The organism is Ruegeria sp. BJ5 (genome assembly GCF_056537865.1).
Genome location: NZ_JBQFSH010000007.1, coordinates 51,764 through 77,373, shown reverse-complemented (window position 1 = coordinate 77,373; position 25,610 = coordinate 51,764). Strand labels below are relative to the sequence as shown.

At 61.3% G+C, this 25,610-nt stretch carries 26 protein-coding genes; 16 read left to right on the top strand and 10 right to left on the bottom strand.

The genetic code is table 11. The features are described from left to right. Positions 1-89 precede the first annotated feature (89 nt). The 16 genes from secY (at position 90) to ACR0NY_RS18615 (ending at position 15,772) form a co-directional block, all read left to right on the top strand. Positions 90-1,454, top strand: coding sequence for a preprotein translocase subunit SecY (gene secY, locus ACR0NY_RS18690; protein ID WP_170342953.1), 1,365 nt, complete (start codon positions 90-92; stop codon positions 1,452-1,454). Continuing rightward, on the top strand, positions 1,451-2,095 hold the full coding sequence (locus tag ACR0NY_RS18685; protein ID WP_093965377.1) for an adenylate kinase: 645 nt from the start codon (positions 1,451-1,453) through the stop codon (positions 2,093-2,095). The genes secY and ACR0NY_RS18685 overlap by 4 nt, the downstream gene beginning before the upstream one ends. A gap of 199 nt (positions 2,096-2,294) precedes the next feature. After that, positions 2,295-2,663, top strand: coding sequence for a 30S ribosomal protein S13 (rpsM, locus tag ACR0NY_RS18680; RefSeq protein ID WP_093965378.1), 369 nt, complete (start codon positions 2,295-2,297; stop codon positions 2,661-2,663). A gap of 15 nt (positions 2,664-2,678) precedes the next feature. Beyond that, positions 2,679-3,068 carry a 30S ribosomal protein S11 gene (gene rpsK, locus ACR0NY_RS18675; RefSeq protein ID WP_093965380.1) on the top strand — a complete coding sequence of 130 codons (390 nt, stop codon included), beginning with the start codon at positions 2,679-2,681 and terminating at the stop codon, positions 3,066-3,068. Between the two features lie 116 nt (positions 3,069-3,184). Beyond that, positions 3,185-4,201, top strand: a complete 1,017-nt coding sequence (locus ACR0NY_RS18670) for a DNA-directed RNA polymerase subunit alpha (RefSeq protein ID WP_170342951.1) — start codon at positions 3,185-3,187, stop codon at positions 4,199-4,201. Positions 4,202-4,319: 118 nt separating this feature from the next. Continuing rightward, entirely contained in the window at positions 4,320-4,745 is a 426-nt protein-coding gene (rplQ, locus tag ACR0NY_RS18665) for a 50S ribosomal protein L17 (RefSeq protein ID WP_093965383.1), read from the top strand. A gap of 171 nt (positions 4,746-4,916) precedes the next feature. Then, entirely contained in the window at positions 4,917-6,302 is a 1,386-nt protein-coding gene (locus ACR0NY_RS18660) for a trypsin-like peptidase domain-containing protein (protein ID WP_170370220.1), read from the top strand. A gap of 4 nt (positions 6,303-6,306) precedes the next feature. Further along, positions 6,307-7,620 (top strand): replication-associated recombination protein A, encoded by a 1,314-nt coding sequence (locus ACR0NY_RS18655; protein WP_170370218.1) that lies wholly within the window; start codon positions 6,307-6,309, stop codon positions 7,618-7,620. A 96-nt stretch (positions 7,621-7,716) separates the two neighbouring features. Beyond that, positions 7,717-8,523: a crotonase/enoyl-CoA hydratase family protein gene (locus ACR0NY_RS18650; protein ID WP_170370216.1), complete on the top strand. Its 807-nt coding sequence runs from the start codon at positions 7,717-7,719 to the stop codon at positions 8,521-8,523. Positions 8,524-8,656: 133 nt separating this feature from the next. After that, positions 8,657-9,700, top strand: coding sequence for an RluA family pseudouridine synthase (locus ACR0NY_RS18645; protein WP_170342944.1), 1,044 nt, complete (start codon positions 8,657-8,659; stop codon positions 9,698-9,700). Continuing rightward, positions 9,697-10,368, top strand: coding sequence for an HAD-IA family hydrolase (locus ACR0NY_RS18640; protein ID WP_170342943.1), 672 nt, complete (start codon positions 9,697-9,699; stop codon positions 10,366-10,368). The genes ACR0NY_RS18645 and ACR0NY_RS18640 overlap by 4 nt, the downstream gene beginning before the upstream one ends. A 4-nt stretch (positions 10,369-10,372) precedes the next feature. After that, complete coding sequence (locus tag ACR0NY_RS18635; protein WP_170342941.1) at positions 10,373-11,080, top strand: ATP12 family chaperone protein; 708 nt, start codon at positions 10,373-10,375, stop codon at positions 11,078-11,080. Positions 11,081-11,290: 210 nt separating this feature from the next. Further along, positions 11,291-12,307, top strand: a complete 1,017-nt coding sequence (locus tag ACR0NY_RS18630) for an amino acid ABC transporter substrate-binding protein (protein WP_093965393.1) — start codon at positions 11,291-11,293, stop codon at positions 12,305-12,307. Between the two features lie 126 nt (positions 12,308-12,433). Beyond that, positions 12,434-13,666 carry an amino acid ABC transporter permease gene (locus ACR0NY_RS18625; RefSeq protein WP_093965394.1) on the top strand — a complete coding sequence of 411 codons (1,233 nt, stop codon included), beginning with the start codon at positions 12,434-12,436 and terminating at the stop codon, positions 13,664-13,666. A 3-nt stretch (positions 13,667-13,669) separates the two neighbouring features. Next, positions 13,670-14,968, top strand: a complete 1,299-nt coding sequence (locus tag ACR0NY_RS18620) for an amino acid ABC transporter permease (protein ID WP_170370214.1) — start codon at positions 13,670-13,672, stop codon at positions 14,966-14,968. A gap of 12 nt (positions 14,969-14,980) precedes the next feature. Beyond that, positions 14,981-15,772 carry an amino acid ABC transporter ATP-binding protein gene (locus ACR0NY_RS18615; RefSeq protein WP_170342938.1) on the top strand — a complete coding sequence of 264 codons (792 nt, stop codon included), beginning with the start codon at positions 14,981-14,983 and terminating at the stop codon, positions 15,770-15,772. A 49-nt stretch (positions 15,773-15,821) separates the two neighbouring features. On the opposite strand, the gene ACR0NY_RS18610 is transcribed toward ACR0NY_RS18615, so the two are convergent. The 10 genes from ACR0NY_RS18610 to ACR0NY_RS18565 all read right to left on the bottom strand — a co-directional run bounded on the left by ACR0NY_RS18610 (position 15,822) and on the right by ACR0NY_RS18565 (position 25,545). Further along, on the bottom strand, positions 15,822-16,319 hold the full coding sequence (locus ACR0NY_RS18610) for a SixA phosphatase family protein (protein WP_170342936.1): 498 nt from the start codon (positions 16,317-16,319) through the stop codon (positions 15,822-15,824). Further along, positions 16,316-16,969: a 4Fe-4S dicluster domain-containing protein gene (locus ACR0NY_RS18605; protein ID WP_170342989.1), complete on the bottom strand. Its 654-nt coding sequence runs from the start codon at positions 16,967-16,969 to the stop codon at positions 16,316-16,318. Before ACR0NY_RS18605 ends, ACR0NY_RS18610 begins: the two co-directional genes overlap by 4 nt. Beyond that, complete coding sequence (locus tag ACR0NY_RS18600) at positions 16,966-17,760, bottom strand: sterol desaturase family protein (RefSeq protein WP_170342987.1); 795 nt, start codon at positions 17,758-17,760, stop codon at positions 16,966-16,968. The genes ACR0NY_RS18605 and ACR0NY_RS18600 overlap by 4 nt, the downstream gene beginning before the upstream one ends. A 52-nt stretch (positions 17,761-17,812) precedes the next feature. Then, the gene (argB, locus tag ACR0NY_RS18595) at positions 17,813-18,676 is read right to left on the bottom strand and encodes an acetylglutamate kinase (RefSeq protein ID WP_093965404.1); all 864 of its coding nucleotides are present in this window, start codon (positions 18,674-18,676) and stop codon (positions 17,813-17,815) included. A gap of 156 nt (positions 18,677-18,832) precedes the next feature. Beyond that, positions 18,833-20,236 carry a PepSY-associated TM helix domain-containing protein gene (locus ACR0NY_RS18590; protein ID WP_170370212.1) on the bottom strand — a complete coding sequence of 468 codons (1,404 nt, stop codon included), beginning with the start codon at positions 20,234-20,236 and terminating at the stop codon, positions 18,833-18,835. A 66-nt stretch (positions 20,237-20,302) separates the two neighbouring features. Next, positions 20,303-20,659, bottom strand: a complete 357-nt coding sequence (locus ACR0NY_RS18585; RefSeq protein WP_254433005.1) for a DUF2946 family protein — start codon at positions 20,657-20,659, stop codon at positions 20,303-20,305. A gap of 8 nt (positions 20,660-20,667) precedes the next feature. Next, the gene (gene yihA / locus ACR0NY_RS18580) at positions 20,668-21,321 is read right to left on the bottom strand and encodes a ribosome biogenesis GTP-binding protein YihA/YsxC (protein ID WP_170342933.1); all 654 of its coding nucleotides are present in this window, start codon (positions 21,319-21,321) and stop codon (positions 20,668-20,670) included. Next, positions 21,318-22,055 carry an MOSC domain-containing protein gene (locus ACR0NY_RS18575; RefSeq protein WP_170342932.1) on the bottom strand — a complete coding sequence of 246 codons (738 nt, stop codon included), beginning with the start codon at positions 22,053-22,055 and terminating at the stop codon, positions 21,318-21,320. The genes yihA and ACR0NY_RS18575 overlap by 4 nt, the downstream gene beginning before the upstream one ends. Next, on the bottom strand, positions 22,052-23,878 hold the full coding sequence (gene yidC, locus ACR0NY_RS18570) for a membrane protein insertase YidC (RefSeq protein ID WP_170342930.1): 1,827 nt from the start codon (positions 23,876-23,878) through the stop codon (positions 22,052-22,054). Before yidC ends, ACR0NY_RS18575 begins: the two co-directional genes overlap by 4 nt. Before the next feature lie 116 nt (positions 23,879-23,994). After that, positions 23,995-25,545 carry a putative bifunctional diguanylate cyclase/phosphodiesterase gene (locus tag ACR0NY_RS18565; protein WP_254433004.1) on the bottom strand — a complete coding sequence of 517 codons (1,551 nt, stop codon included), beginning with the start codon at positions 25,543-25,545 and terminating at the stop codon, positions 23,995-23,997. Positions 25,546-25,610: the final 65 nt, after the last annotated feature.

The following is a 25,610-nucleotide window of genomic DNA, read 5'->3' as shown; positions in this document are numbered from 1 at the left end:
ACCCGCTTACATAGACCTCAGAGTTTTCCAAGACGCCGCCCGAGCCGGAAAACGGTTCCGGGCGGCGTTTTCATAAGAGAGACCGATTTATGGTATCAGCAGCAGAACAAATGGCAGCCAACACAAGCTGGTCTGCCCTTGGCAAGGCCACCGATCTGCGCAACCGCATCCTGTTCACGCTGGGTTTGCTGATCGTCTATCGTCTGGGCACCTTTATTCCGGTGCCGGGGATCGACGGTCAGGCGCTGCGCGAGTTCATGGAGCAGGCGGGGCAGGGCATCGGTGGGATGGTTTCGATGTTCACCGGCGGGGCGCTGGGGCGGATGGGTATCTTTGCCCTCGGCATCATGCCCTATATTTCGGCATCGATCATCGTACAGCTGCTGACCTCGATGGTGCCCGCGCTCGAACAGCTCAAGAAAGAGGGCGAGCAGGGCCGCAAGAAAATCAACCAGTACACTCGTTTCGGCACCGTGGCGCTGGCCACCGTGCAGGCCTATGGCCTTGCGGTTTCGCTGGAATCGGGCGATTTGGCGACCGATCCGGGCCTGTATTTCCGCCTGTCCACGATGATCACGCTGGTCGGCGGCACCATGTTCCTGATGTGGCTGGGTGAACAGATCACCGCGCGCGGTATCGGCAACGGCATCTCGCTGATCATCTTCGTCGGCATCATCGCCGAGGTTCCGGCCGCACTGGCCCAGTTTCTGGCCTCGGGCCGTTCGGGCGCGATCAGCCCTGCCGTGATCGTCGGCGTGATCGTGATGGTGATCGCCGTTATCACCTTCGTGGTGTTCATGGAGCGCGCGCTCCGCAAGATCCACATCCAGTACCCGCGCCGCAATGTCGGCATGAAGGTCTACGAGGGCGGCTCGAGCCACCTGCCGGTCAAAGTCAACCCGGCCGGCGTTATTCCGGCGATCTTCGCCAGCTCGCTGCTGCTGCTGCCGGTCACGATCTCGACCTTCTCGTCGGGCGCTGCAAACGGGCCGATCATGTCGTGGCTGCTGGCAAATTTCGGACCGGGACAGCCGCTGTACCTGCTGTTCTTCGCTTCGATGATCGTGTTCTTTGCCTATTTCTACACGTTCAACGTGTCGTTCAAGCCGGATGACGTGGCGGACAACTTGAAAAAGCAGAACGGCTTTGTGCCCGGCATCCGTCCCGGAAAGAAGACCGCCGAGTATCTGGAATACGTGGTCAACCGCGTACTGGTTCTGGGCTCGGCCTATCTGGCGGCGGTCTGCCTGCTGCCTGAAATTCTGCGCGGCCAGTTCGCCATCCCGTTCTATTTCGGCGGTACCTCGGTTCTGATCATCGTCTCTGTGACCATGGACACGATCCAACAGGTTCAGAGCCACCTGCTGGCGCATCAATACGAAGGGCTGATCGAAAAGTCCCAGTTGCGCGGCAAAGGCAAGAAACGCGGCAGGAAGGGACCCGCTCGTCGATGAATATCATTCTTCTGGGCCCCCCGGGGGCAGGCAAGGGTACGCAGGCACGTCACCTGGTTGAAACGCGGGGCATGATCCAGCTCAGCACCGGTGACATGCTGCGCGAGGCCCGCAGCTCGGGAACCGAGATGGGCAAGAAGGTGGCCGCGATCATGGACGCGGGCAAGCTTGTCACCGACGAGATCGTGATTGGCTTGATCGAAGAGAAGCTGACCACCGAAAAGGGCGCCGGCTTCATCTTCGACGGCTTTCCGCGCACCTTGGCCCAGGCTGACGCCTTGTCGGCCCTTCTGACCAAGCTGGGCCAGTCGCTGCACACCGTGATCGAAATGCGCGTGGATGACGAGGCTCTGGTTGAACGGATCACTGCCCGGTCGACTTGTGGCGGTTGCGGCGAGGTCTACAATGACAAGACCAAACCGATCCCGGCCGATGGCAAATGTACCAATTGCGGCAAGGAAAACGATTTCGTCCGTCGTGCCGACGACAACGAGGAAAGCCTGCGCACCCGGCTTATGGAATATTACAAGAAGACCTCACCGTTGATTGGCTATTACTACGCCAAGGGCGATCTTCGACCGGTGAACGGGCTGGCGGACATCAAGGAAGTCCGGGCCTCGATCGCAGCCATATTGGGTTAAGCTTGCAAAGGGCTTGACGCCAAGCCCAAAAGCCCATATCGACCCCCATCCCTTTGGGGAATCAATCGCGCATGCGGGATTCGTTCCGCATGTATAGACCACCTCGAATAATGCTGAACCCTCTGGCCACACTGCCACGGTTAGGCGTTGTGAAAAAAGGTTCTGGAACTACGGAACCGCAACGAAAGGAAAGTGACACGTGGCACGTATTGCCGGCGTAAACATCCCGACTGCAAAGCGGGTACCAATCGCCCTCACATATATCACCGGTATCGGCAACACCTCGGCCAAAGCGATCTGCGAAGCCGTTGGCATCGACACGACTCGTCGCGTCAATGAACTGTCGGATGCCGAAGTTCTGGCCATCCGCGAATACATCGACGCCAACTTCACCGTCGAAGGTGACCTGCGTCGCGAAGTTCAGATGAACATCAAGCGTCTGATGGACCTGGGCTGCTATCGCGGTCTGCGTCACCGCCGCAACCTGCCGGTTCGCGGTCAGCGTACCCACACCAACGCTCGTACCCGCAAAGGCCCCGCAAAGGCCATCGCTGGTAAGAAGAAATAAGGGAGGGTCTGACTGATGGCACGTGACAAGACTCGCGTTAAGCGCAAAGAGCGTAAGAACATCGCATCGGGCGTCGCCCATGTGAACTCGACCTTCAACAACACCAAGATCCTGATCTCGGACGTGCAGGGCAACGCCATCGCTTGGTCGTCGGCCGGCACCATGGGCTTCAAGGGATCGCGGAAATCGACCCCCTACGCCGCTCAGATGGCTGCAGAAGACGCAGGCAAGAAGGCGCAGGAACATGGCGTCAAGACGCTGGAAGTCGAAGTTCAGGGCCCCGGTTCGGGTCGTGAATCGGCTCTGCGTGCGCTGGCTGCCGTGGGCTTCAATATCACGTCGATCCGCGACGTGACCCCGATTGCCCACAATGGCTGCCGCCCGCCGAAGCGCCGCCGCGTCTAACCGATCGAATTACCAGGCTGGGGCCGTGTTTTTACACGGCCCCGGTTCGCCGTTTTGAAACCTCGGGCGTCTGCACCTGATTGGTCATGGGGCGCAGACAGGAATGGAGGGATTACATGATCCACAAGAATTGGGCAGAATTGATCAAGCCGACCCAGCTGGAAGGCAAGCCGGGCAACGATCCCGCGCGGCAGGCAACCCTGGTTGCGGAGCCGCTGGAGCGTGGCTTTGGTCTGACCCTGGGCAACGCGCTGCGCCGTGTTCTGATGAGCTCGCTGCAAGGCGCGGCCATCACCAGCGTCCAGATCGACAACGTCCTGCACGAGTTCAGCTCGGTCGCAGGCGTTCGTGAAGACGTCACCGACATCATCCTGAACCTCAAGCAGGTTGCTCTGCGCATGGAAGTCGAAGGGCCCAAGCGCCTGTCGATCAATGCCAAAGGCCCCGCAGTTGTCACCGCCGGTGATATCAGCGAAAGCGCCGGCATCGAGGTTCTGAACCGTGATCACGTCATCTGCCACCTGGACGATGGCGCCGAGCTGTTCATGGAACTGACCGTCAACACTGGCAAAGGCTATGTCTCGGCCGAGAAGAACAAGCCCGAAGATGCACCCATCGGCCTGATCCCGATCGACGCGATCTATTCGCCGGTCAAGAAGGTCGCCTATGACGTTCAGCCGACCCGTGAAGGTCAGGTTCTGGACTATGACAAGCTGACCATGAAGATCGAAACCGACGGCTCGATCACACCCGAGGACGCGCTGGCCTTTGCCGCGCGCATCCTGCAGGATCAGCTGTCGATCTTCGTCAACTTCGACGAACCGGAATCGGCTGGCCGCCAGGACGAGGACGATGGTCTGGAGTTCAACCCGCTGCTGCTGAAGAAAGTGGACGAGCTGGAGCTGTCGGTCCGTTCGGCAAACTGCCTGAAGAACGACAACATCGTCTATATCGGCGATCTGATCCAGAAGACCGAAGCCGAGATGCTGCGCACTCCGAACTTCGGCCGCAAGTCGCTGAACGAGATCAAGGAAGTGCTGTCCGGCATGGGTCTGCACCTCGGCATGGATGTCGAGGATTGGCCGCCCGACAACATCGAAGATCTGGCGAAGAAATTCGAAGACGCGTTCTAAGCGCGTCTTCGCCAATGCCCGGGCTGCCGGGGACCGTATGGGCATTTCCGCCCCAAGGAGAGCCGGTGACACGCATCGCCGGCCAGACAAAGCAAAACGCGAAAGAAGGAATTGAAAAATGCGTCACGCACGTGGTTACCGCCGCCTGAACCGTACTCATGAGCACCGCAAGGCCCTGTTCTCGAACATGGCCGGCTCGCTGATCGAGCACGAACAGATCAAGACGACCCTGCCCAAGGCAAAAGAACTGCGCCCGATCGTTGAAAAACTGATCACGCTGGGCAAGCGCGGCGACTTGCACGCCCGCCGTCAGGCCGCAGCTCAGCTGAAGGAAGACAAGGACGTCGCCAAGCTGTTCGAGGTTCTGGGCCCGCGCTACAAGGACCGTCAGGGCGGTTATGTCCGCATCCTGAAAGCCGGCTTCCGCTATGGCGACATGGCTCCGATGGCGATCATCGAATTCGTTGATCGCGACATCGACGCCAAAGGCGCAGCCGACAAGGCCCGCGTTGCCGCTGAAGAAGTGGACGTTGACGAAGAATAAGAACCGGCCGCATTGCCGTTTCATGGCCCCTGTCCGGACATCCCGGTCAGGGGCTTTTTCTTATGGATCGCCTCGGTCGCGGCGGACATGGCAGCGGCAAGGTTTCGCGTGCTCTATTGCATTCGCGTGCCGACCTCCGCATATCTTCGGCGGATGATGAACGGAGCTGTCATGATACGCACGATCCTGGCCTTATGCCTGATGACACTGGCCACCCATGCCGGTGCCGAGACGCGGGTTCCTCAGTCACAGGTCGAGATTTCGATGGGTTTTGCCCCGGTGGTCAAAAAGGCGGCCCCGGCGGTGGTGAACATCTATGCCAAGATCGTCCGGCCCGGGCGCAGCAGCCCGATTTTCACGGATCCGTTCTTTCGCGACTTTTTTGGCGGCGGGTTCGGTGTGCCGCGGCCGCGGGTTCAAAACTCGCTGGGGTCGGGCGTCATCCTGACCGAGGACGGCTATGTTGTCTCGAACTATCACGTTGTTGGCACCGCGACCGAGATCCGGGTCGTGACCACGGATCGTCGCGAGTTCCAGGCCGAGGTCGTTCTGGGCGACGAGGAAAGCGACATCGCCATCCTGCGCCTGCAGGACGCGCAGGGACTGCCGTTTCTGCGTCTGCGGGATTCTGACCATGTCGAGGTGGGGGAGTTGGCTCTGGCCATCGGCAATCCGTTCGGCGTCGGGCAGACCGTTTCGTCTGGCATCATCTCGGGGCTGGCGCGGTCTGGCACCGCCACCGGCAATGCGCGGGGCTATTTCATTCAGACCGACGCGCCCATCAACCCGGGCAATTCCGGCGGCGCCCTGATCGACGTGAATGGTGACCTGATCGGAATTAACACCTCGATCCTGACGCGGTCGGGTGGATCCAATGGGATTGGCTTCGCCATTCCGGCCAATCTGGTCGCAGAGTTTCTACGGCAGGCTCAGGAAGGAAACGACGGTTTCGTCAGCCCTTGGGCGGGTATGGCCGGACAGACCATGAGCGCGGACATTGCCGAATCCCTTGGGCTTTCGCTGCCGCAGGGCGTTGTGATCTCGGATCTCCATCCGCTTAGCCCGTTGGCCGAAGCCGGCTTGCGGGTCGGCGATATCGTCACGCATGTGGACGGCGAAGAGGTGAATTCTCCGGCTGAGATGAAGTTCCGCATGTCTGTGGCGGGTGTTGGCGGGACATCCGTTCTGACCCGGCTCCGCGGCAGCGAGCGTGCTGAGGTCAGCGTCGATCTGGTGCCCGCGCCCGAGACGCCTCCGGCCGAGGAAACCACTCTGGACGATCGCACGGTTCTGCCGGGTATGACGGTTGCGCGCATCAACCCGGCAATGATTGCCAAGATGGGCCTGCTTCTGTCGCAGACCGGGGTGGTCGTGGTCGACCCCGGCCCATATGGTGCTCGGGCCGGCTTGCGGCCCGGCGATGTCATTAATGCCGTGAACGGGCGACAGGCTGAACGCCCGCGCGACATCGTTCGGGCGCTGCGCGACCCGGGGCGGCGGGTGCGGATCGATCTGGTGCGCGGTGGCAAGCCTGTGTCGTTGCGGTTCAGGCTCTGACGGCATGAGTGACCTGTTCGACACCGAAGACCAGGGCTCCGAGCCGGCCCCGAACCGCCCGCTGGCCGACCGGCTGCGGCCCCAGGCGCTGTCCGAGGTGATCGGACAGCAACAGGTTCTGGGCCCAGAGGCGCCGCTGGGGGTGATGCTGGCGTCAGGCAGCCTGTCCAGCCTGATCTTCTGGGGGCCGCCTGGGGTAGGCAAAACCACGATCGCGCGGCTACTGGCCAAGGAAACCGACCTTCATTTCGAACAGATCAGCGCGATCTTCACCGGTGTTCCTGACCTCAAGAAGGTGTTCGAGGCCGCCAAGTTGCGGCGGCGGAACGGCAAGGGGACGCTGTTGTTCGTAGACGAGATCCATCGCTTCAACAAGGCCCAGCAGGACGGGTTCCTGCCGCATATGGAGGACGGGACGATCCTTCTGGTGGGCGCGACCACCGAAAACCCCTCGTTCGAGTTGAACGCCGCCGTGCTCAGCCGCGCGCAGGTGCTGGTGCTGGAACGGCTGGGGCTGGCCGATCTGGAACGCCTGACACAGCGTGCCGAAAAAGAGCTGGGCAAGGCGCTGCCTCTGACCCCCGCCACCCGCGATGCGCTGCAGGAAATGGCGGATGGAGACGGCCGGGCACTGTTGAACCTGATCGAACAGATCGCGGCCTGGTCGGTGGACGCGCCGCTGGACCCCGACGCGTTGGCCAAGCGCCTGATGCGCCGCGCCGCGAAATACGACAAGTCGGGGGACGAGCACTACAACCTGATCTCGGCGCTGCACAAATCGGTGCGCGGGTCCGACCCGGATGCGGCGCTGTACTGGTTCGCCCGGATGCTGACCGGGGGCGAGGATCCTCGCTATCTGGCCCGCCGCATCACCCGGATGGCGGTCGAGGATATCGGTCTGGCCGATCCGCAGGCCCAGTCGATCTGCCTGCATGCCTGGGAAGTGTACGAGCGGCTCGGGTCGCCCGAGGGTGAGTTGGCGCTGGCGCAGGCGGTCGTCTATCTGGCGCTGGCGCCTAAATCCAACGGGGCCTATGTGGGCTACAAGGCCGCGATGCGTCTGGCCAAGCAGTCGGGCAGCGAGCCGCCACCCAAACACATCCTGAACGCGCCGACCGGATTGATGAAGGATCAGGGCTACGGCGCGGGCTATGCCTATGACCATGATGCCGAGGACGGGTTCTCGGGGCAGAACTACTTTCCCGAGACCATGAAGCGGCCGGTTCTGTACCAGCCGGTCGAACGCGGGTTCGAGCGCGAGTTGAAAAAGCGTCTGGACTACTTTTCGAAAATACGCAGTCAACGCAGCGGGTCGTGACGCGGGGTCAGATCAGACCGTGCCGTCGCGTTCTGCGCGACACCCAAGGCGTGCCCGGGTTTCCCTAGGGTTACATGCCGCCAGGGAGGAGCGCAGATGACCGTTTCCATCGACAAGACAGACGAAGTGTGGACTATCGTCCACGACCGGCCCCAGGCCAGAAACGCCGTGGATGCCGAACACGCGGCAGCCTTGGCCGAGGCCTTCATCGCCTTCGAGGACAGCACGGCCAAGGCCGCCGTGTTCTGGGGCAAGGGCGGCAATTTCTGCGCGGGCTGGGACCTCAAGATGGCAGCCACGCTGTCTGACCCGGACCTGCGCGAGCCCTATTTCGACAAGCACGCCTTTCCGATCGGGGCGGCGCCGTCGCTGCTGGGGCCGATGGGTCCATCGCGGCTGGAGCTGTCAAAGCCGGTCATCGGCGCAATCGAGGGTGCCGCAGTGGCCGGCGGAATGGAACTGGCCCTGTGGTGCGACATCCGGGTGATGGCCGAGGATGCCTATATGGGCGTCTATTGCCGCCGCTGGGGGATCACGCTGATGGATGGCGGTTCGGTGCGGCTGCCGCGGCTGGTCGGGCAGGGCAAGGCGCTTGAGATCGCGCTGACCGGGCGCAAGGTCAGGGCTGACGAGTGCGAGCGGATCGGACTTGCCGAGAAAATCGTGCCGCAGGGTGAAACCCGCACGGCGGCCGAAGCGATGGCGCACGAGATTGCCCGGTTCCCGCAGGAGGCCGTCCGCGCCGACCGCCGCTCGATCATCGAAACCCGGGGGATGCCGATGCGCGAGGCGTTGAAGGTCGAATGGGCCAACGGGCTGGACGCCATCCGCCGCGAGGGCACATCCGGCGCGGCTCGGTTCCGCGATGGGACCGGGCGGCACGGGGATTTCACCGATATCTGAACGGCCTTGGCCCGCGAACCCGTGAGCCTGCTTGACTCTTGCCTTGCGGCGCGCGACAGACGCGGATGTTTTCTGAGGCACTGACACGGGCGATTTTTCGGGCGCGCAGCATCCGGTCGCAAGGGGTATTGGCATGAGCGGCGTACAGATGATCACGGTCGAGCCGGGCGACGGCGACCAACGGTTGGACCGCTGGCTGCGGCGCCTGTTCCCGCATGTCAGCCAGGGCCGGATCGAAAAGATGTGCCGCAAGGGCGAACTGCGCGTGGACGGCGGGCGGGTCAAGGGCTCGACGCGGTTGCTGGCGGGGCAGGTGGTGCGCGTGCCGCCCCTGCCGGACCCGGATCACAAACCGGCCCCGGCCCGCCCCCGCGTGACCGATGCCGATGCGAAAATGATCCAGTCCTGCGTGATCTATCGCGACGACCACGTGTTGGCGCTGAACAAACCCCACGGCCTGCCCGTTCAGGGCGGTAGCGGTCAGGCCCGGCATGTGGATGGCCTCGCCGAGGCACTGCGCTTTGGCTATGACGAGAGCCCGCGGCTGGTGCACCGGCTCGACAAGGACACCTCGGGCGTGCTGCTGATGGCGCGTACGCGCGAAGCGGCCAAGGGGCTGACCGCGGCCTTCCGGCATCGCAACACGCGCAAGATCTACTGGGCGCTGGTGGCAGGCGTGCCGACCCCGTATCTGGGCGAGATCAAGACCGGGCTGGTCAAGGCCCCCGGTCATGGCAAGCAGGGGGAGGGCGAAAAGATGATCGCCGTCCACCTGAACGAGATCGACAGCACACCGGGTGCCAAACGAGCCCATACACTTTATGCCACGCTGTATCGGGTGGCGGGGCGTGCATCTTGGGTCGCGATGGAGCCCGTCACCGGCCGCACGCACCAGCTGCGCGCGCACATGGCGGCCATCGGGCACCCGATTATCGGCGATGGGAAATATGGCGGCTCGGGTCAGGAAAACCTAGGCGATGGCTGGGGCGCGCAATTGGGCGGGGTCATCAGCAAAAAGCTGCATCTGCACGCCCGAACCGCGTCCTTCAAGCATCCGATGACCGGCAAGCAGATCACGATCAACGCTCCGCTGCCACCGCACATGAAGGACAGCTGGGACACCTTGGGCTGGACCGAGGATCTGGCCGCCGAGGACCCGTTTGAGGAGTTGCAATGACCGCGCCTCTGCGCCTGGTTCTGTTCGATGTCGACGGGACGCTGGTGGACAGCCAGGCCAGCATCGTGTCGGCCATGACCGCCAGTTTCCAGGCTCTGTCCCTTCCGGTGCCGGATCGCGCGGCGATCCTGTCGATCGTGGGGCTGTCCTTGCCGATTGCAATCGCACGCCTCGCGCCGGATCAGTCACAGGCAACTCAAAGCCGGTTGGTCGAGGGTTACAAAGAGGCGTATCACGCTCATCGGCTTGAGATGGGGGCGGCAAGTTCACCGCTCTATCCCGGCGCGCGCGAGGTTATCAGATCGTTGCAGGCCGTGCCCGAGATCCTTCTGGGCGTGGCGACGGGTAAATCGCAGCGGGGGTTGGATGCCTTGCTCGAGGCGCACGGGTTGGATTCTGTCTTCGTTACCCGTCAGGTGGCGGACCATCATCCATCCAAGCCGCATCCCTCGATGATCGAAACGGCGCTTTTTGAAACAGGGGTTTCGGCCGGTGATGCCGTGATGATCGGCGACACCAGCTTTGACATGGAAATGGCGCGGGCCGCCGGGGTTGCGGGGATCGGTGTGGGCTGGGGTTATCATGATCGGTCGCAGCTAGGTGCGGCGTCCGCGGTGATCGACCGGTTCGAGCAGCTGCCCGGCGTCCTGACCGCAGTCTGGGGATAACGACATGAGTGAGTGGAAACCGAAACGCTTTTGGACAGGCAGTGCCGTGGTCGCGACCGATGGTGGCTATACCATCGAATTGGACGGCCGCCGCGTGCGGACACCGGCCAAGGCTGCTCTGGTCCTGCCCACCCGGGCCATGGCCGAGGCGGTGGCCCGCGAATGGGACGCGCAGGAAAAGGAAATCGATCCGGCGACGATGCCCTTCACCCGTTCGGCCAACGCGGCAATCGACAAGGTGCAGCATCAGCACGCGGAAGTTGCCGACATGTTGTCGGACTATGGCGATTCGGACCTGCTGTGCTATCGCGCAACGCACCCCGAAGCCCTGATCGAACGTCAGCGCCACGAATGGGATCCCGCGCTGGACTGGGCCGCGGAAACGCTGGGCGCCAGGCTGATCCCAGTTGAAGGCGTACGGCATCAGCCTCAGGCCCCCGAGGCACTGGACAGGCTGCGTCGGCAGGTTCACGACCTGGACGCGTTCCGTCTAGCGGCGTTTCACGACCTTGTGAGCCTGTCGGGTTCGTTGATTCTGGGTTTTGCCGCTGCCCAAAACTGGCGCAAACCGGACGAGATATGGCGCATTTCTCGGCTGGATGAATCCTGGCAGGCCGAGCAATGGGGGGACGACGACGAGGCGGTCCAAGCCGCCGAACTCAAGAAGATTGCCTTTTTGCATGCGAAAACCTTCTACGATCTATCGGTTTGAGCCTTTCTGGTCCTGATTTGAGAGGCTTGGGCGGCTGCCTTGCCGGGAACATATCGTTTTCACTGATCCGACCCTTGACGTTTGTTTATGAATGCGCCCAAACTCGGGCGCACTAAAGGGGAGACACCTTTGGGGTAACCTATCCGGCTACCTTTGTGTGTCGGACAAGATCCGTCCCGGGATGGGGCGGGAAATCAGGAAGAGGTAAAAATGAAAAAATCCGTAATCTTGGGCGCGGCGACGATTGCCGGTCTTGCTGCCGGCGCGGCCGCGGCAGGAACCATGGACGACGTCAAAGCGCGCGGCAAGCTGAACTGCGGTGTAACCACCGGTCTGGTTGGCTTTGCTGCACCTGACGCGAATGGCGAATGGCAGGGCTTTGACGTTGCTGTATGCCGCGCAGTAGCCGCCGCCGTTCTGGGTGACGCGAACGCTGTTGAATTCGTTCCCACCACCGGCAAAACCCGCTTCACCGCTCTGGCTTCGGGCGAAGTTGACATGCTGGCCCGTAACACCACCTGGACCTTCAGCCGCGACGTCGACCTGAAGTTCGAATTCGTGGGTGTGAACTACTACGACGGTCAGGGCTTCATGGTTCCCAAGGCACTGGGCGTGAGCTCGGCCAAGGAACTGGATGGCGCAACCGTCTGCATCCAGACCGGCACCACCACCGAGCTGAACCTGGCGGACTTCTTCCGCTCGAACAACATCAGCTACGAGCCGGTTCCGATCGAAACCAACGCCGAAGCGCAGCAGCAGTACCTGGCAGGTGCCTGTGACGTTTACACCACCGACGCCTCGGGCCTGGCCGCAACCCGCGCCACGTTCGAAAACCCCGGTGATCACGTTCTGCTGCCCGAAATCATCTCGAAAGAGCCGCTTGGCCCGCTTGTCCGTCACGGCGACAACGAGTGGGGCGACATCGTTCGCTGGACCCTGAACGCGCTGATCTCGGCTGAAGAGCTGGGCATCACCTCGGCCAACATCGACGAGATGGCTGCAGGTACCGAGAACCCGGAAATCAACCGTCTGCTGGGTAGCGAAGGCACCCTGGGCGAGATGCTGGGTCTGGACGCACAGTGGGCCATGCGCGCCGTCAAGGCGGGTGGCAACTACGGTGAAGTGTTTGCCAAGAACATCGGTGAGGAAACCCCGATCGGTCTGGCACGCGGTCTGAACGCACAGTGGACCGATGGTGGCCTGCTGTACTCGCCGCCGTTCCGCTAAAATCCACGGAAAAGGGCGCAGGGCAACCTGCGCCCTTTTTTGCAAAACAGAATGCTACGGGCTGCTCGGGAGCGGGGAAAACCCTGCCGGGAAGGAAGCGTCCGAAAAGCACGGGGATCCCAAAATATGTCGACTATGACTGACCCACCGAAGGCTGACTTTCGGTTGTCGATGCTCATAAACGATACACGCTATCGCTCTCTTACATTTCAGGTGATCGCGGCAATCGTTATTGCGCTCAGCATCTGGTATCTTGGTAACAACCTGATCCAGAACCTTAGGGCCGCAGGGCTCAATATTTCTTATTCTTTCCTGGGCGATCCGTCCGGGTATGACATCAACCAGCGTTTGATCGAATATGACAGCCAGTCCTCGCATGGGCGAGCGGCTGTCGTCGGTATTCTCAACACGCTTTTGGTTGCAGTCCTGGCTTGTATCACTGCGACGGTGTTTGGCGTGATCGCAGGCGTTTTGCGCCTGTCAAACAACTGGCTTGTATCCAAGCTGATGGCGGTCTACGTGGAAATCTTCCGGAATATTCCGGTTCTGATCTGGATCATCATCATCTTCACGATCATGACCGCCGTGCTGCCGGGACCGAGGGAGTTCCGCGGCGATAACCCAACATCCAGCATGCTGTTTGATCTGTTCGCCTTTACCAACCGCGGCGTCTATGTCCCGCGCCCCGAGTTTGCAAATGGGCTGTTCGGTTCGACCTTTCTGAATTGGCTGCTGGTCATCGCGGTTTTGGTCGCTTCCTGGTTCGCGTCTCGTGAAATTGAGAAACGCGCCACGCTCAAACAGGAACAGACGGGCGAGCGTCCAAAGACCGGCCTTGTGAAGCTTGCAGTTTGGCTCGTGCCTTTTGCGCTGCTAATGATTTTGATGGGCCTGACCTGGGATGTCCCCGCTCTGAAAGGTTTTAACTTCAGCGGTGGTATCAAGGTCGGCGGTCCGCTGATCGCATTGTGGTTCGCTTTGTCGATCTATACCGGCGCCTTCATCGCAGAAAACGTACGTGCGGGTATTCAAGCGATTTCAAAAGGTCAGACCGAGGCTGCGGCCGCGTTGGGCCTGCGTCCCGGCCGGATCATGAATCTTGTGATCCTGCCTCAGGCGCTGCGGGTCATCATCCCGCCGTTGATCTCGCAATACCTGAACATCACCAAGAACTCGTCTCTGGCGATTGCAGTCGGCTATGCGGATATCACCGCAACACTGGGTGGCATCACGCTGAACCAAACCGGTCGCGCGATCGAGTGCGTCTTGCTGCTGATGCTGTTCTATCTGACAGCCTCGCTGCTGATTTCGATGGCGATGAACATCTACAACGCATCCGTCAAGTTGAAGGAGCGCTGAGCCATGGCTGATCAAACAACAAATCCGATCGCATTTGTGGCCGACGGCACCATTCCTCCGTCGCCTCCGCCGGCAAATCAGACGGGTATCGTCAAATGGCTGCGTGAGAACCTTTTCTCGGGTGTCACAAACACGATCCTTACCCTTCTGTCGCTTCTGCTGATCTATGTTCTTCTCAAGAACACCTTGCCGTGGATTTTGAACGGAGTTTGGAATGCGGATTCGCTGGCGCAATGCCGCGAGATTCTGGACGGCAAGACCGGGGCCTGTTTCGCAGTTCTCACCGAACGCTGGCATCAACTGATCTACGGGTTCAAATATCCGGTAGAAGCGTATTGGCGCCCGAACTTGGCGTTTGTGCTGATGCTGGTGGCTGTGGCACCTGTTCTGTTCTTCGACCTGCCTCGAAAGTTGCTGCTGTTCACGGCGCTCTACCCGTTCATCGCTTTCTGGCTGATTTGGGGTGGAACCATCATGGTGCCCATCGTGGCCCTGCTGGGCTGTGTCGCGGCAGGCGTGGTATTCCAGAAATTTGGCCGCAACAGCTTTGCAGCAGGGTTCTTTGGGGCCATTGTCGTGGCGCTGGTCGTGTGGAATGTCGGCGGGGCGCTAATTCCCGAAGACGCCAACGAAGGTGCGCTGCTGACTGCGGTGCCCAGCCGTGACCTGGGTGGTTTTATGCTGAACCTGATGCTGGGCGTGACCTGTGTTTCACTGTCCTTGCCTCTGGGTATTGCACTGGCTCTGGGTCGTCAGTCCGATATGCCGCTGATCAAGTGGGTTTGCGTCATCTTCATCGAATTCATCCGTGGCGTGCCTTTGATCACGCTGCTGTTCGTGGCTTCGGTGATGTTGGCCTATTTCTTCCCGCCTGACAGCACGGTCGACCTGTTCCTGCGCGTTGTGATCATGATCACCATGTTCTCTGCCGCCTATATCGCCGAGGTGATCCGCGGCGGTCTGGCTGCGCTTCCGCGCGGTCAGTATGAGGCAGCAGACAGTTTGGGTCTGGACTACCCGCAGGCGATGCGTCTGATCATCCTGCCACAGGCCTTGAAGATCTCAATCCCTGGTATCGTAAACGTGGCCGTTGGCCTGTTCAAAGATACCACGCTGGTTTCGGTCATCTCGATGTTCGATCTGGTGGGCATGATCCGGGGTCCCATCCTGGCGTCGACCGAATGGAACGGCGTCTATTGGGAGCTTCTGGGCTTTGCCGCGCTTCTGTTCTTCGTCGTCTGCTACGGCATCTCTCAATATTCCCAGTGGCTCGAGCGTCGCCTTGCCACGGATCATCACTAAGGAGTTCAACACATGTCTGAACTTGCAATCGACCGCGAAATTGACCGCTCTAAAATGCAGGTGAGCGACGAGGTCGCCATCGAAATCACCAACATGAACAAGTGGTACGGGTCCTTCCACGTGCTGCGCGACATCAATCTGACCGTCAATCAGGGCGAGCGGATCGTGATCGCGGGGCCGTCGGGGTCGGGCAAATCCACTCTGATCCGCTGCCTGAACGCGCTGGAAGAACACCAGCAGGGCAAGATCGTGGTGGATGGAACCGAGTTGTCGAACGATCTGAAGAACATCGACAAGATCCGGTCCGAGGTTGGCATGGTGTTCCAGCACTTCAACCTCTTCCCGCATCTGACCATACTGGAGAACTGCACGCTGGCCCCGATCTGGGTGCGCAAAACGCCCAAGAAAGAGGCCGAAGAAACAGCGATGCACTTTCTCGAAAAGGTCAAGATCCCCGAGCAGGCCAACAAGTATCCCGGCCAATTGTCGGGTGGTCAGCAGCAGCGTGTGGCCATCGCCCGCAGCCTGTGCATGCGTCCGCGCATCATGCTGTTCGACGAACCGACCTCCGCTCTGGACCCCGAGATGATCAAAGAGGTGCTCGACACGATGATCGAGCTGGCCGAGGAAGGCATGACCATGCTCTGCGTAACGCACGAGATGGGCTTTGCCCGCCAGGTGGCGAACCGGGTGATCTTCATGGATGCCGGTCAGATCGTTGAACAGAACGAGCCGGAAGAGTTCTTCAACAACCCGCAAAGCGAACGGACCAAGCTGTTCCTCAGCCAGATTCTGGGTCACTGACACGGGTTGAATACGACGTTGGAAAGGGCGGGGTGATCCCGCCCTTTTTTCATTCTAGCAACGCGCGCGGCGTGACGAATTCGATCACCTGGCCGTCGTGCCAACCGATTCCGGACCAGTCCGCCATATCAAATTGAAGAACCGTGGTCGCACAGGTCGGATAGTCGAGGAACCGCGGGTGCTCCGGTGCAGACTGGACAATACGTTCCGCAAACTCCGCGACCCCCGGATTGTGGCCCAGCAGTAGGACCGTTTGCCCCGTCGCGCTGGACAGCGCCTGCCGCATCTGCTCGGGAGCGGCATGATAGAGTTCGGGGAGGAACCGGATGTTGCGCGCGCTCAGCCCCATCCGAAGCCAGGTCTCGCGCGTGCGCACGGATGAAGAACTGAGGACCTCGTCGGGCCTATAACCCTTGCGTCGCAGCCAATCGCCGATGGCGGAGGCCGAAGCTCGCCCGCGCTTGTTCAGTGGTCGGTCATGATCGGGCAGGCCGGGATGGTCCCAACTGGATTTTGCGTGGCGGGTCAGGATAAGCGTGCGGGTCATTCCGGGTGAAAGGCTCTCATGTGATGGGCGGATTGCTCGGCCCGACGTCCGGCCCCCACGCTGAGCGGACAGGCCAGCCGGGCTGCGCATCCCTGTGTCATGCAGGCCTGACCGGGCGGAGTTCTCAGGTGGCCGTGGCAGGCGTCGACGTCATAGAACGTTTTGGCGTTCAAGGCCCCGACCGGGCAGGCCGATGCGCAGGGCGCAGGGCAATTGATACATGGCGACGGGTCGTCTGCGACGGGAATGTTGAACTCGTGATCAAAGTGCAGGGCTCCACGCAATGAAATCATCATTCCCACCGTGTCGTGCACCAGCGCGCCCACCGGGCTTTGAAACGTACGTCCCGAATTCAACGCCCAATCTATGAATGGCGCATACGGGGGGCCGCCGAATGGATACAACGCCTGGGCGCCCAGGTTTTCCGCAAGGGTGCCGACCACTCGGAGCGACCAACGGTCGACCGGGTCTGGCTTGCCGTCCAACCACTCGGCCGAAGCGGTGAGGACCGGCCAAAAGCTGCTGCCTGCCCCGAGTAGAATAAGCGTGCCAGTATCCAACTGTTTGGCGCCACTCACCCGCGGGTGTTGCGCGCCCATAACGATCAGGCCCGCTGCCTCGGATGTGGACACCACTTGATCATAGGTCACTTGCGCCGAAACGGCAGAGCGAGGCTCCACCCCAGCTTCGTCGGTCGATCGTCCTGCCATTCCAGCCCCACGGTCATGTCGTCGTGGCCGGCCTCGGGCTGCGCCACATACGTCCCCATCAAACGATCCCAGATGGATAATGCAAAGCCATAATTGCTGTCATGTTCCCTGCGCAGCACCGAATGGTGGACCCGGTGCATGTCCGGTGTGACCAGTATTCGGCGCAGAGGGGCATCGACGACGGCGGGCAGACGGATGTTCGAATGGTTGAACAAAGCTGTGCCGTTCAGCAGGATTTCGAACAGGATGACCGCCAGCGCGCTGGGTCCCAGCAGGTAGACGAGACCGATCTTCAGGCCCATCGACAAGGCGATTTCGATCGGATGAAAGCGAACGGCCGTGGTGACATCCATGTCCCGGTCGGCATGGTGCACACGATGAAGACGCCACAGGACCGGCACCTTGTGGGTGATCAGATGTTGCGCCCAGATGGCGAAATCCAGCACCAGGACACAAAGGGTGACCTCGACCCATTTGGGCCAGTCCAAAGCGTTGAAAACTCCGACGCCCAACCGGCCGGCATCCAAGGCAGCCCCGACCGTAAGCAAAGGGAACCCGATCGCCATCGCCCGCAGTGTCAGCGTGTTCAGAAGGGTGACCGACAGGTTGGTCAGCCAGCGGCGCGATCGAGGCACGCGTAGCGGGCGGCGCGGGGCAAGCCTTTCGGCCAACGAGAAGGCCAGAAACAGCGTCAGAAAGATGCCCAAGCGGATAATGAGTTCACGCTCCATGCATTCAAATTTAAGCATGTGAGTCTGAACTGCAAGGGCGGGCTTGCCCGCGTCAGTCGGGGCGGATCAGAGATCCCGCACCATGTTCGGTGAACAGTTCCAGCAGCACGGCATTGGGGGCACGGCCGTCCAGAATGACCACGGCGCGCACGCCGCTGTGCAGCGCGTCCAGCGCGGTTTCGGTTTTGGGGATCATACCGCCTGCAATGGTGCCCTCGCGGGTCATTTCGCGGATCTGGCCAGCCTTCAACTCGGTGACGACCTCTCCAGCGGCGTTCTTGACGCCGGATACGTCCGTCAACAGCAGAAGGCGATCGGCCTTCAGCGCCGAGGCAATCGCGCCGGCGGCGGTATCGCCATTCACGTTGAACGTCTCCCCGTTTCGACCGGCCCCAAGCGGAGCGATCACCGGGATCACGTCATGCGAAAACAGATCATGCAGGATCTTGGGGTTCATTTCGGCGGGCGTGCCGACATAGCCCAGCGACGCATCGGTCTGGTCACAGGTCATCAGGTTGGCATCCTTGCCCGACAGGCCAACGGCCGTTCCACCCTGAGCATTGATGGCCTGCACGATGCGCTTGTTCACCACGCCGGACAGCACCATTTCGACCACTTCCACCGTGGCGGCATCGGTGACGCGCTTGCCGTTAACGAAGTCCGACTGGATGTCCAGCTTGTCCAGCATCGCGTTGATCATCGGCCCGCCGCCATGCACGACAACCGGGTTCACGCCGACCTGACGCATCAGCACCACGTCGCGGGCAAAGCTCTCCATCGCTTCGTCGCTGCCCATGGCGTGCCCGCCCAGCTTGATCACGACGATCGCTCCGTCATAGCGCTGCAGATAGGGCAGGGCGCTGTTGAGCGTGGCGGCGGTGGCTATCCAATCCCGGTTCATGTCCTGTTTCTTCATGGCTGTCGTCCCTCTGGCCTTCCCTGTTAGGGCCTTTGGCCGGACCTGCCAAGCCCGGAACGGGCAGGTCACAGGTTTTGTTGCGTGGCGCGCCAAAAGGGGGACGCTGTCGCGCCACGCAGATGGGCGGCACCACAGTGGTACCGCCCGAACCGATCAGCTGAATGCGCGCCGAACCGCGGGGATGTTGCTGACCGCCAGCAGGTCGACGGCCAGCACCGCAAGCAGCGTCAGCCCGACCAGCGGAAAGGCCATGGCCGTGAACAGCCCGATCAGCACCGCGCCCTTCCACAGGGGCATCTCAGCCGGCATCGGCGGCGCCGCCAGACGGCTGGCGCCGGACGGCCGCCGTTTGATCCACATGACCACGCCGGACACGCAGACAAAGATCACCGACAGGCAGAACACCACGTTCAGGACAAAGTTCCACAGACCCGCCAGACCCATATGCAGCGGAATACCCACCGCCATGGCCTTACCCATCAGCGAATAGTCCTGAAACCGCACGTCGGCCAGAATCTTGCCGGTGTACTGGTCGACATGGACGGTGCGGTCCTCGGTGGCGTCGGTCGAATCGCCGCTCATGCTGTCGCGGTTCAGGGTCCACACGCCCGTGTCACCGCTGGGGTAGGCAACGCGGAACCGGTTCTGCATGCCCAGGGACTCACCCAGCGCAACCATCGCATCGATATCGACCGGAACACCCGTCGGCACCCCGGCAATGCCCGCTTCCGAACCCGAGGCCGGCATCGGTGTCTGTTCCAGCGCCCAGGGCACGTCGTTCTGGCTGCCGTGGTTCATGCTGGCATGCAGATCGTCCGACAGTGGGACGTTGTCCCATTTCTCGGCCGGAAAGCTGCTCCAGGCCTGCACGAACTTGCCGCCCCAGATCCCGGTCCACGACATGCCCGAGATCAGGAACCCGACCAGCAGAACCGACATCCAGAACCCGGTGACCGCGTGCAGCGATTTCCACAGGGCCCGGCCCCGCGCCCGCAGGTCAGGCACCAGGGCCGCCACAACGTTTCCGCGCGGCCACCACATGTAAAGGCCGGTGAACACCAGCAGCAGCGCCATCCCGGCCGCGATTTCCAGAATGCGGTCGCCGGTATCGCCCATCAGCAGGGTCGAGTGGATGTTGTCGGCCAGATCGTACCACCCCGCGCGACGGTCCCAGACCTGGATCACCTTGCTGGAATACTGGTCGATCGCTACCATGCGCTGGCCTGTTTCGGCCTTGACGCGGAACACGGTTGCCAGATCCGGTGCCTTGGGGCCGGTCCATTCGACCACGCGGCCCGGTACGCGGGCCTGCACCAGATCGGCCAGTTCGGATGCGGGCATCGCCTGTCCCGTGATCTCGACCGCGATCTTTTCTCCGTCGCGGCCATCGGCTTGGGTAATGAACATCATCATCAGGCCGGTCACCGCCAGGATGATCAGGAAGGGGACAACAAAAAGCCCCGCATAGAAGTGCCACCGCCAGGCGGCCATGTAGAATTTTTGCGCGTGCTTGCGCCGGGCCGCCTGCGCGACTCCGGTTTGGCTGTCTTGGGCCATTTCAGTCTCCAGAAATTCGAAACATCCCCGGCCGGGCGGCCGAGGTTTCAGGTCTTGTTCGCGGTTTCAGGAGAGGTGGGGCGGACCCCGTGCGTCATACCGGGCGTAAAAGCCTGCGCTGCGATGAGTGAAATCCACATGCGCCCAACGCGCGGCAATCGGCCAGTCGGCGGGCAGCACCGTCCCCACTTCGGGCAATTGGGTTGCCAGATTCACCCCGCCATAAGGGCAGGCGCTGCGTTCGTCGGTTTCGTCGTGGTCCGGGGCGTCCTCGCCCGGGTCGATCCAGCGCTCGACCGGGCCGTCGCCCGTGCAGATCACCATAAGGATCGCCCCGTCCGAGTTGCGCGTGGGCATCCAGCCCATCGGGATTGCACCGGATACCATCACGGCAACCAGCGTCAGCACCGAAATGACGCGCATCAGCAGCATCATTCCAGATTGGCGATGATCGAACGTAGAGTTGGGATGCCGTCGCCTTTTTCGGACGAGGTCAGCACGATCTCCGGATAGGCGGCGGGGTGTTTGGACAGGGCACCGCGCACCTGTTCCAGAACCTTTTCTCGGTCCTTGGCCTTGACCTTGTCGGCCTTGGTCATCACGCATTGAAAGGTTACGGCGCTGGTGTCCAACAGCTTCATGATCTCGTCATCCACGGGTTTCACGCCGTGGCGGGAATCGATCAGCACGAAGGCCCGGCGCAGGGTCTGCCGCCCGCTCAGGTACTGTTTCAGAAGGCGTTGCCACTTCTCGACCACCTTGACCGGCGCGTTGGCATAGCCATAGCCGGGCAGGTCAACCAGATACAGCTCGGGGCCTTGAGTGAAGAAGTTGATCTCTTGCGTGCGGCCCGGCGTGTTCGACGCGCGGGCCAACCCCTTGGTGCCGGTCAGAGCGTTGATCAGGCTGGATTTGCCCACGTTCGAGCGGCCGGCGAAACAGACCTCGATCCGGTCGGGGGCGGGCAGACCGTTCATTGCCACGACGCCTTTGACGAATTCGGACGGCCCGGCAAACAGCTTGCGGCCGGCCTCTATTGCGTGGTCATCGGGATCGGCCGCCAGGGAAAATGGCAGGGCTTTCATTGAACCTGCACCTTGTCTCCGAGGCGGATCATGCCTTGGCGAATGACTTCGGCGTATACTCCGAAATCCTGATGGTCCCAGCTGCGCAGAGCACCTAGCGTATCTGCGTCCCGCACTCCGGTGTCGGGGTTCGCAGTCGTTGCCATGCAGCGCGTAATCCGTTCTCGCACGTGAAACACGGCCTCGCCGATCTGCACGTCCCTATCCAGCCAATCAAATTCTTCCCACAGAGGAAGGCCATCGAACCAGATGTTGCCACGCCAGCGGCAGATCGACAGCTCGCGGCCCAGACGCTGCTCGACCGCCCGATGCGAGGCCATGTTGCACAGGCTGACCGAGGGATAGTCACTGTCGGTCATACCACGGCCAGGAACCCGGACGATCCGTGCCGATGCGGCGCGGTCGGCAGGCATCAGCGGGCTGACCCACTCCAGAAACAGGTCTTGTTCTGTGTCCGGGTGGAAGGTCAGATCGGGACGATTCGGGTGGCTGAGGGTCACGCGATCCCCGTCCAGAACGGCCGATATCGCCATCAGTTGGGGCGCCTTCGAGCCGCGGCTGAAATTGGCGCAAGGCGCCCACTCGGACCCGTCGGCCTTGGACATTTCATGCGCCACCGCCCAGACGCGATCCCCGGGCATGGTCTGCCCGGGGATAACGGTGACTTCCTGCAGGGGTTCCCTGCCATGGCTTTTGATCGGATGGCGCCAGATCTGCGTGACTTGTCCGGTCATTTCTTGTCCGTCTTGGGGGTTTTCTTGAACCCCGACTTGATGTTGCCAAACACATCCGGCGTATAGCCCTGGCTGCGCATGATCAGGTATTGCTGGGTGAACGTGATGGTGTTGTTCGCGATCCAGTAAACGACCAGCCCGCTGGCAAAGCTGCCTAGCATGAACATGAATACCCATGGCATCCAGGCAAAGATCATGGCCTGGGTCGCGTCGGTGGGCGCCGGGTTCAGCTTTTGCTGCAGCCACATCGAGATCCCCAGCAGGAGCGGCAGGATGCCGATGAAAATCGTTGCCATCAGCGTGCCGGGCTCAGGTCCGGCCCATGGCAGCCAGCCGAAGAAGTTTATGATCGAGGTCGGATCCGGCGCACTCAGGTCCCGGAAAGGACCGAACCAGGGGGCTTGCCGAAGTTCGATGGTGACGAAGATCACCTTGTAGAGAGAAAAGAAGATCGGGATCTGCATCAGGATCGGCAGACAGCCGGCGGCCGGGTTGACCTTTTCCTTTTTGTACAACTCCATCATGCCCTGCTGCATCTTCTGACGGTCGTCGCCAGCAGCTTCTTTCAGGGCTTCCATCTGTGGCTGCAGTTCCTTCATCTTCGCCATCGAGACGTAGGATTTGAACGCCAGCGGGAACAGGATTGCCTTGATGATCAGGGTCAGCCCGATGATCGACCAACCCATGTTGCCGATCAGGGCGTTGATGTTGTGCAGCAGCCAGAAAATCGGCTTGGTCAGGAAGAAGAACCAACCCCAGTCAATGCTGTCGATAAACTTCTGAACGCCCTGGGCCTGATATTCGCGGATGGTCTCCCATTCCTTGGCGCCGGCAAACAGTCGGGTGGTAACCTCGGCGGATTCGCCGGGGGCAACCGTCATCGTCGGCAATACCGTTTCGGCCTGGTAGATCTTCCGACGCGCGTCATATTTTGCGGCAGCCTTGAAAGCCGACCCCGGATCGGGGATCAGCGTGGTCATCCAATAGTGGTCGGTAAAGCCGATCCAGCCGTTTTCCTTGACCTGATAGACCTCGGCCTGCGCCCGTTCGTTGGGGTCGATGTCGAAATCGCGGACATCGCCATAGTCCACCTCGGACAGGGTCCCGTCGGACATGCCGATCACACCTTCATGCAGGATGAAGAAGTTCTTCAAACCCGGCAGATCGCCATCCTCGCCGATGCCGTGGCGGGCCAGAATGCCGTATGGGGCCATTCCGACCTCGGCTCCGGTGCCGTTTTCGACGGATTGGGTCACGGTGAACATGTAATCCGCATCCACACCGATCGTGCGGCGGAATGTCAGGCCCGCGCCATTCTCCCATTTCAGGGTTACTGGGCTGTCTACCGACAGGGTCTCACCCTGTTCCAGCGTCCAGATGGTATTTGGGCCCGGCACGTCCGAGCCAGCCAAACCGGCACCGGGTGCCCACCCGTAGAGGGCGTAATAGGCCGAATTGGACCCAACGGGCGACAGCAGTTCGACGATCGGCGCGCCCTCGTCGATCGAGACCTTGTAGTCTTTCAGATACAGTTCGTCGATCCGTCCACCCGAAAGCGACAGGCTGCCCGACAGACGCGGCGTGTCGATTTGGATCCGCGGCGCGGTGGCTTCCGGCAGGGTTTCCTCAGCGGTGGCGGTTGCCTCGCCGACAGACGTGCTTCCGGCGCTGGGCGTCTGAACCTCGTTCCCCTCCGACGCGCTGATCTCGGCCTGCTCAGGCGTTGTGGTCGGTTCCGGCGGAGGGAACAGCACAAACCAGACCAGGATCACAAGGAAACTAAGCGCGGTTGCAAGGATGAGATTCTTGTTCTGATCGTCCATCTGGGACAGCCACCTTGAGCAGTGAAAGACACCGCAGGGTTCAACAGAGTGCAGCCCAAAAGGTCAAGCGGAATCGCCCCGGAAATCGTGAGTGTAGGGCAATCCAGTCCCCGAAATCAGGATTTCCGGCCCATTTCGCGGCCAATCCGCGGTGCGCCTCCCAGTTTCGCGCGGCGGTCCTTGATCCAGTCTAGCGTATGCTCGACCGGCATCGGCTTGCCGATCCCAAACCCTTGGACATGGTGACACCCCAATTGCGCCATCAGCGCGTGCTCGCCGGGGGTTTCCACCCCCTCGGCCAGGGTTTCAAGGTTCAATCTCTCGGCCATCATCAGAATGGCGCTGACCATTTGCTGCTGGGACGGATCCCGATCCGCATTGGACACGAAAGACCGGTCGATTTTGATGCGGGAGACATCAAAGCGCTTGATCGACGAAAATGATGCGTGACCAGTGCCGAAATCGTCCAGATCGATGCAACAGCCGAGCTTGGACAACTGGGTCACGTTGCGGGTGATGACATCATCGGGTCGGCGCGAAAAAACGGTTTCGAGGATTTCCACGGCCAGCCGGTCCGGCGAAAGGTCGAACTGGTCCAACTCCCATCGCACCCGGTCAACAAGTGAGGGGTCCCGCAATTCGTCCGATGAAAAGTTGATGCCGATCCGAGGAATGACGGCGCCGGCGCAGTCCCAGTCGCGCATCGCGCGAAAGGCGTGGTGGCGGATCGTCTGGCCCAGCTTGTCCATCAGCTTGGCCTGTTCGGCAAAAGGCAGAAACACCTGCGGCCCTACAACTCCCTTGGAAGGGTGTTCCCATCGAGCAAGGGCCTCAAACCCGGTGATGTCGCCGGTGTCCGTTGAAACCTGTGGCTGAAACCAAGGGCGGATCTGACCGGTTTCCAGAGCAGTCTCCAACTCCTTGCGGAAATTGATATGGACGACTGATCTGCGCCGCGTGGCCTCGGAGTAGGCGCGGATCGTGGAAGGCCCGTTCCGCTGTGCTTCGGCAAGCGCGGCCCGAGCGGCCTCGATCCAGCCGTCCGGCTCTTCATCGGCAACGGCAGAGTGCAGGCAGAATCCGGCAGAGCAGGACAGATAGAGGCTGGCATTGTCCAGCGGGATCGGTTCCTCCACCGTGCTTTGTATGCGTCCCGAGGTTTGGATGCAGCTTTCCAAGTCCAGATGCCGTGAGGGGCGCAACCCGATCAGAAACGTGTTTCTCGACAGGCGTGTTGCAATATCCTCGCTCCGGATCACCGCCAAGATGCGGTCGCAGAAGCGCCCTGCCACATAGTCGGCTGCCGCGGTGCCGTGCAGCTCTTCGACATCGTCGAAATCATCTAGAGACACAACGATGCAGGCTGAATCCTCTCCGGTTGCCCGCGATGTGCTGTGCAGATACTCCATCTCGGCGCAGAAAACATCACGTGGTAACAGTCCCTTGGGCCGCATGTGCGTCGCCAAAGCAGGACCGGCGCCCGGTTGCAGCCGTTGGGCGGCCGAAAACAACAAGGGCAACCCCAGGGCGACAACGACCAACGCCGTGTCGCCGCCCAGCCAGAAAGCAGCCAGGCACAATGCAGGTACGAACGCCAAAACCTGCGGCATTGCCAGAACGGTCAGCAGAGCATTCCGAAAACTCTGGAGTGAGAACCTTTTCAGCATCGATTCCGGCCTTCCAATTGGGCGAACTGAGTCCAATCGGAGGCTAGGAAATCAATCTGAGTCAG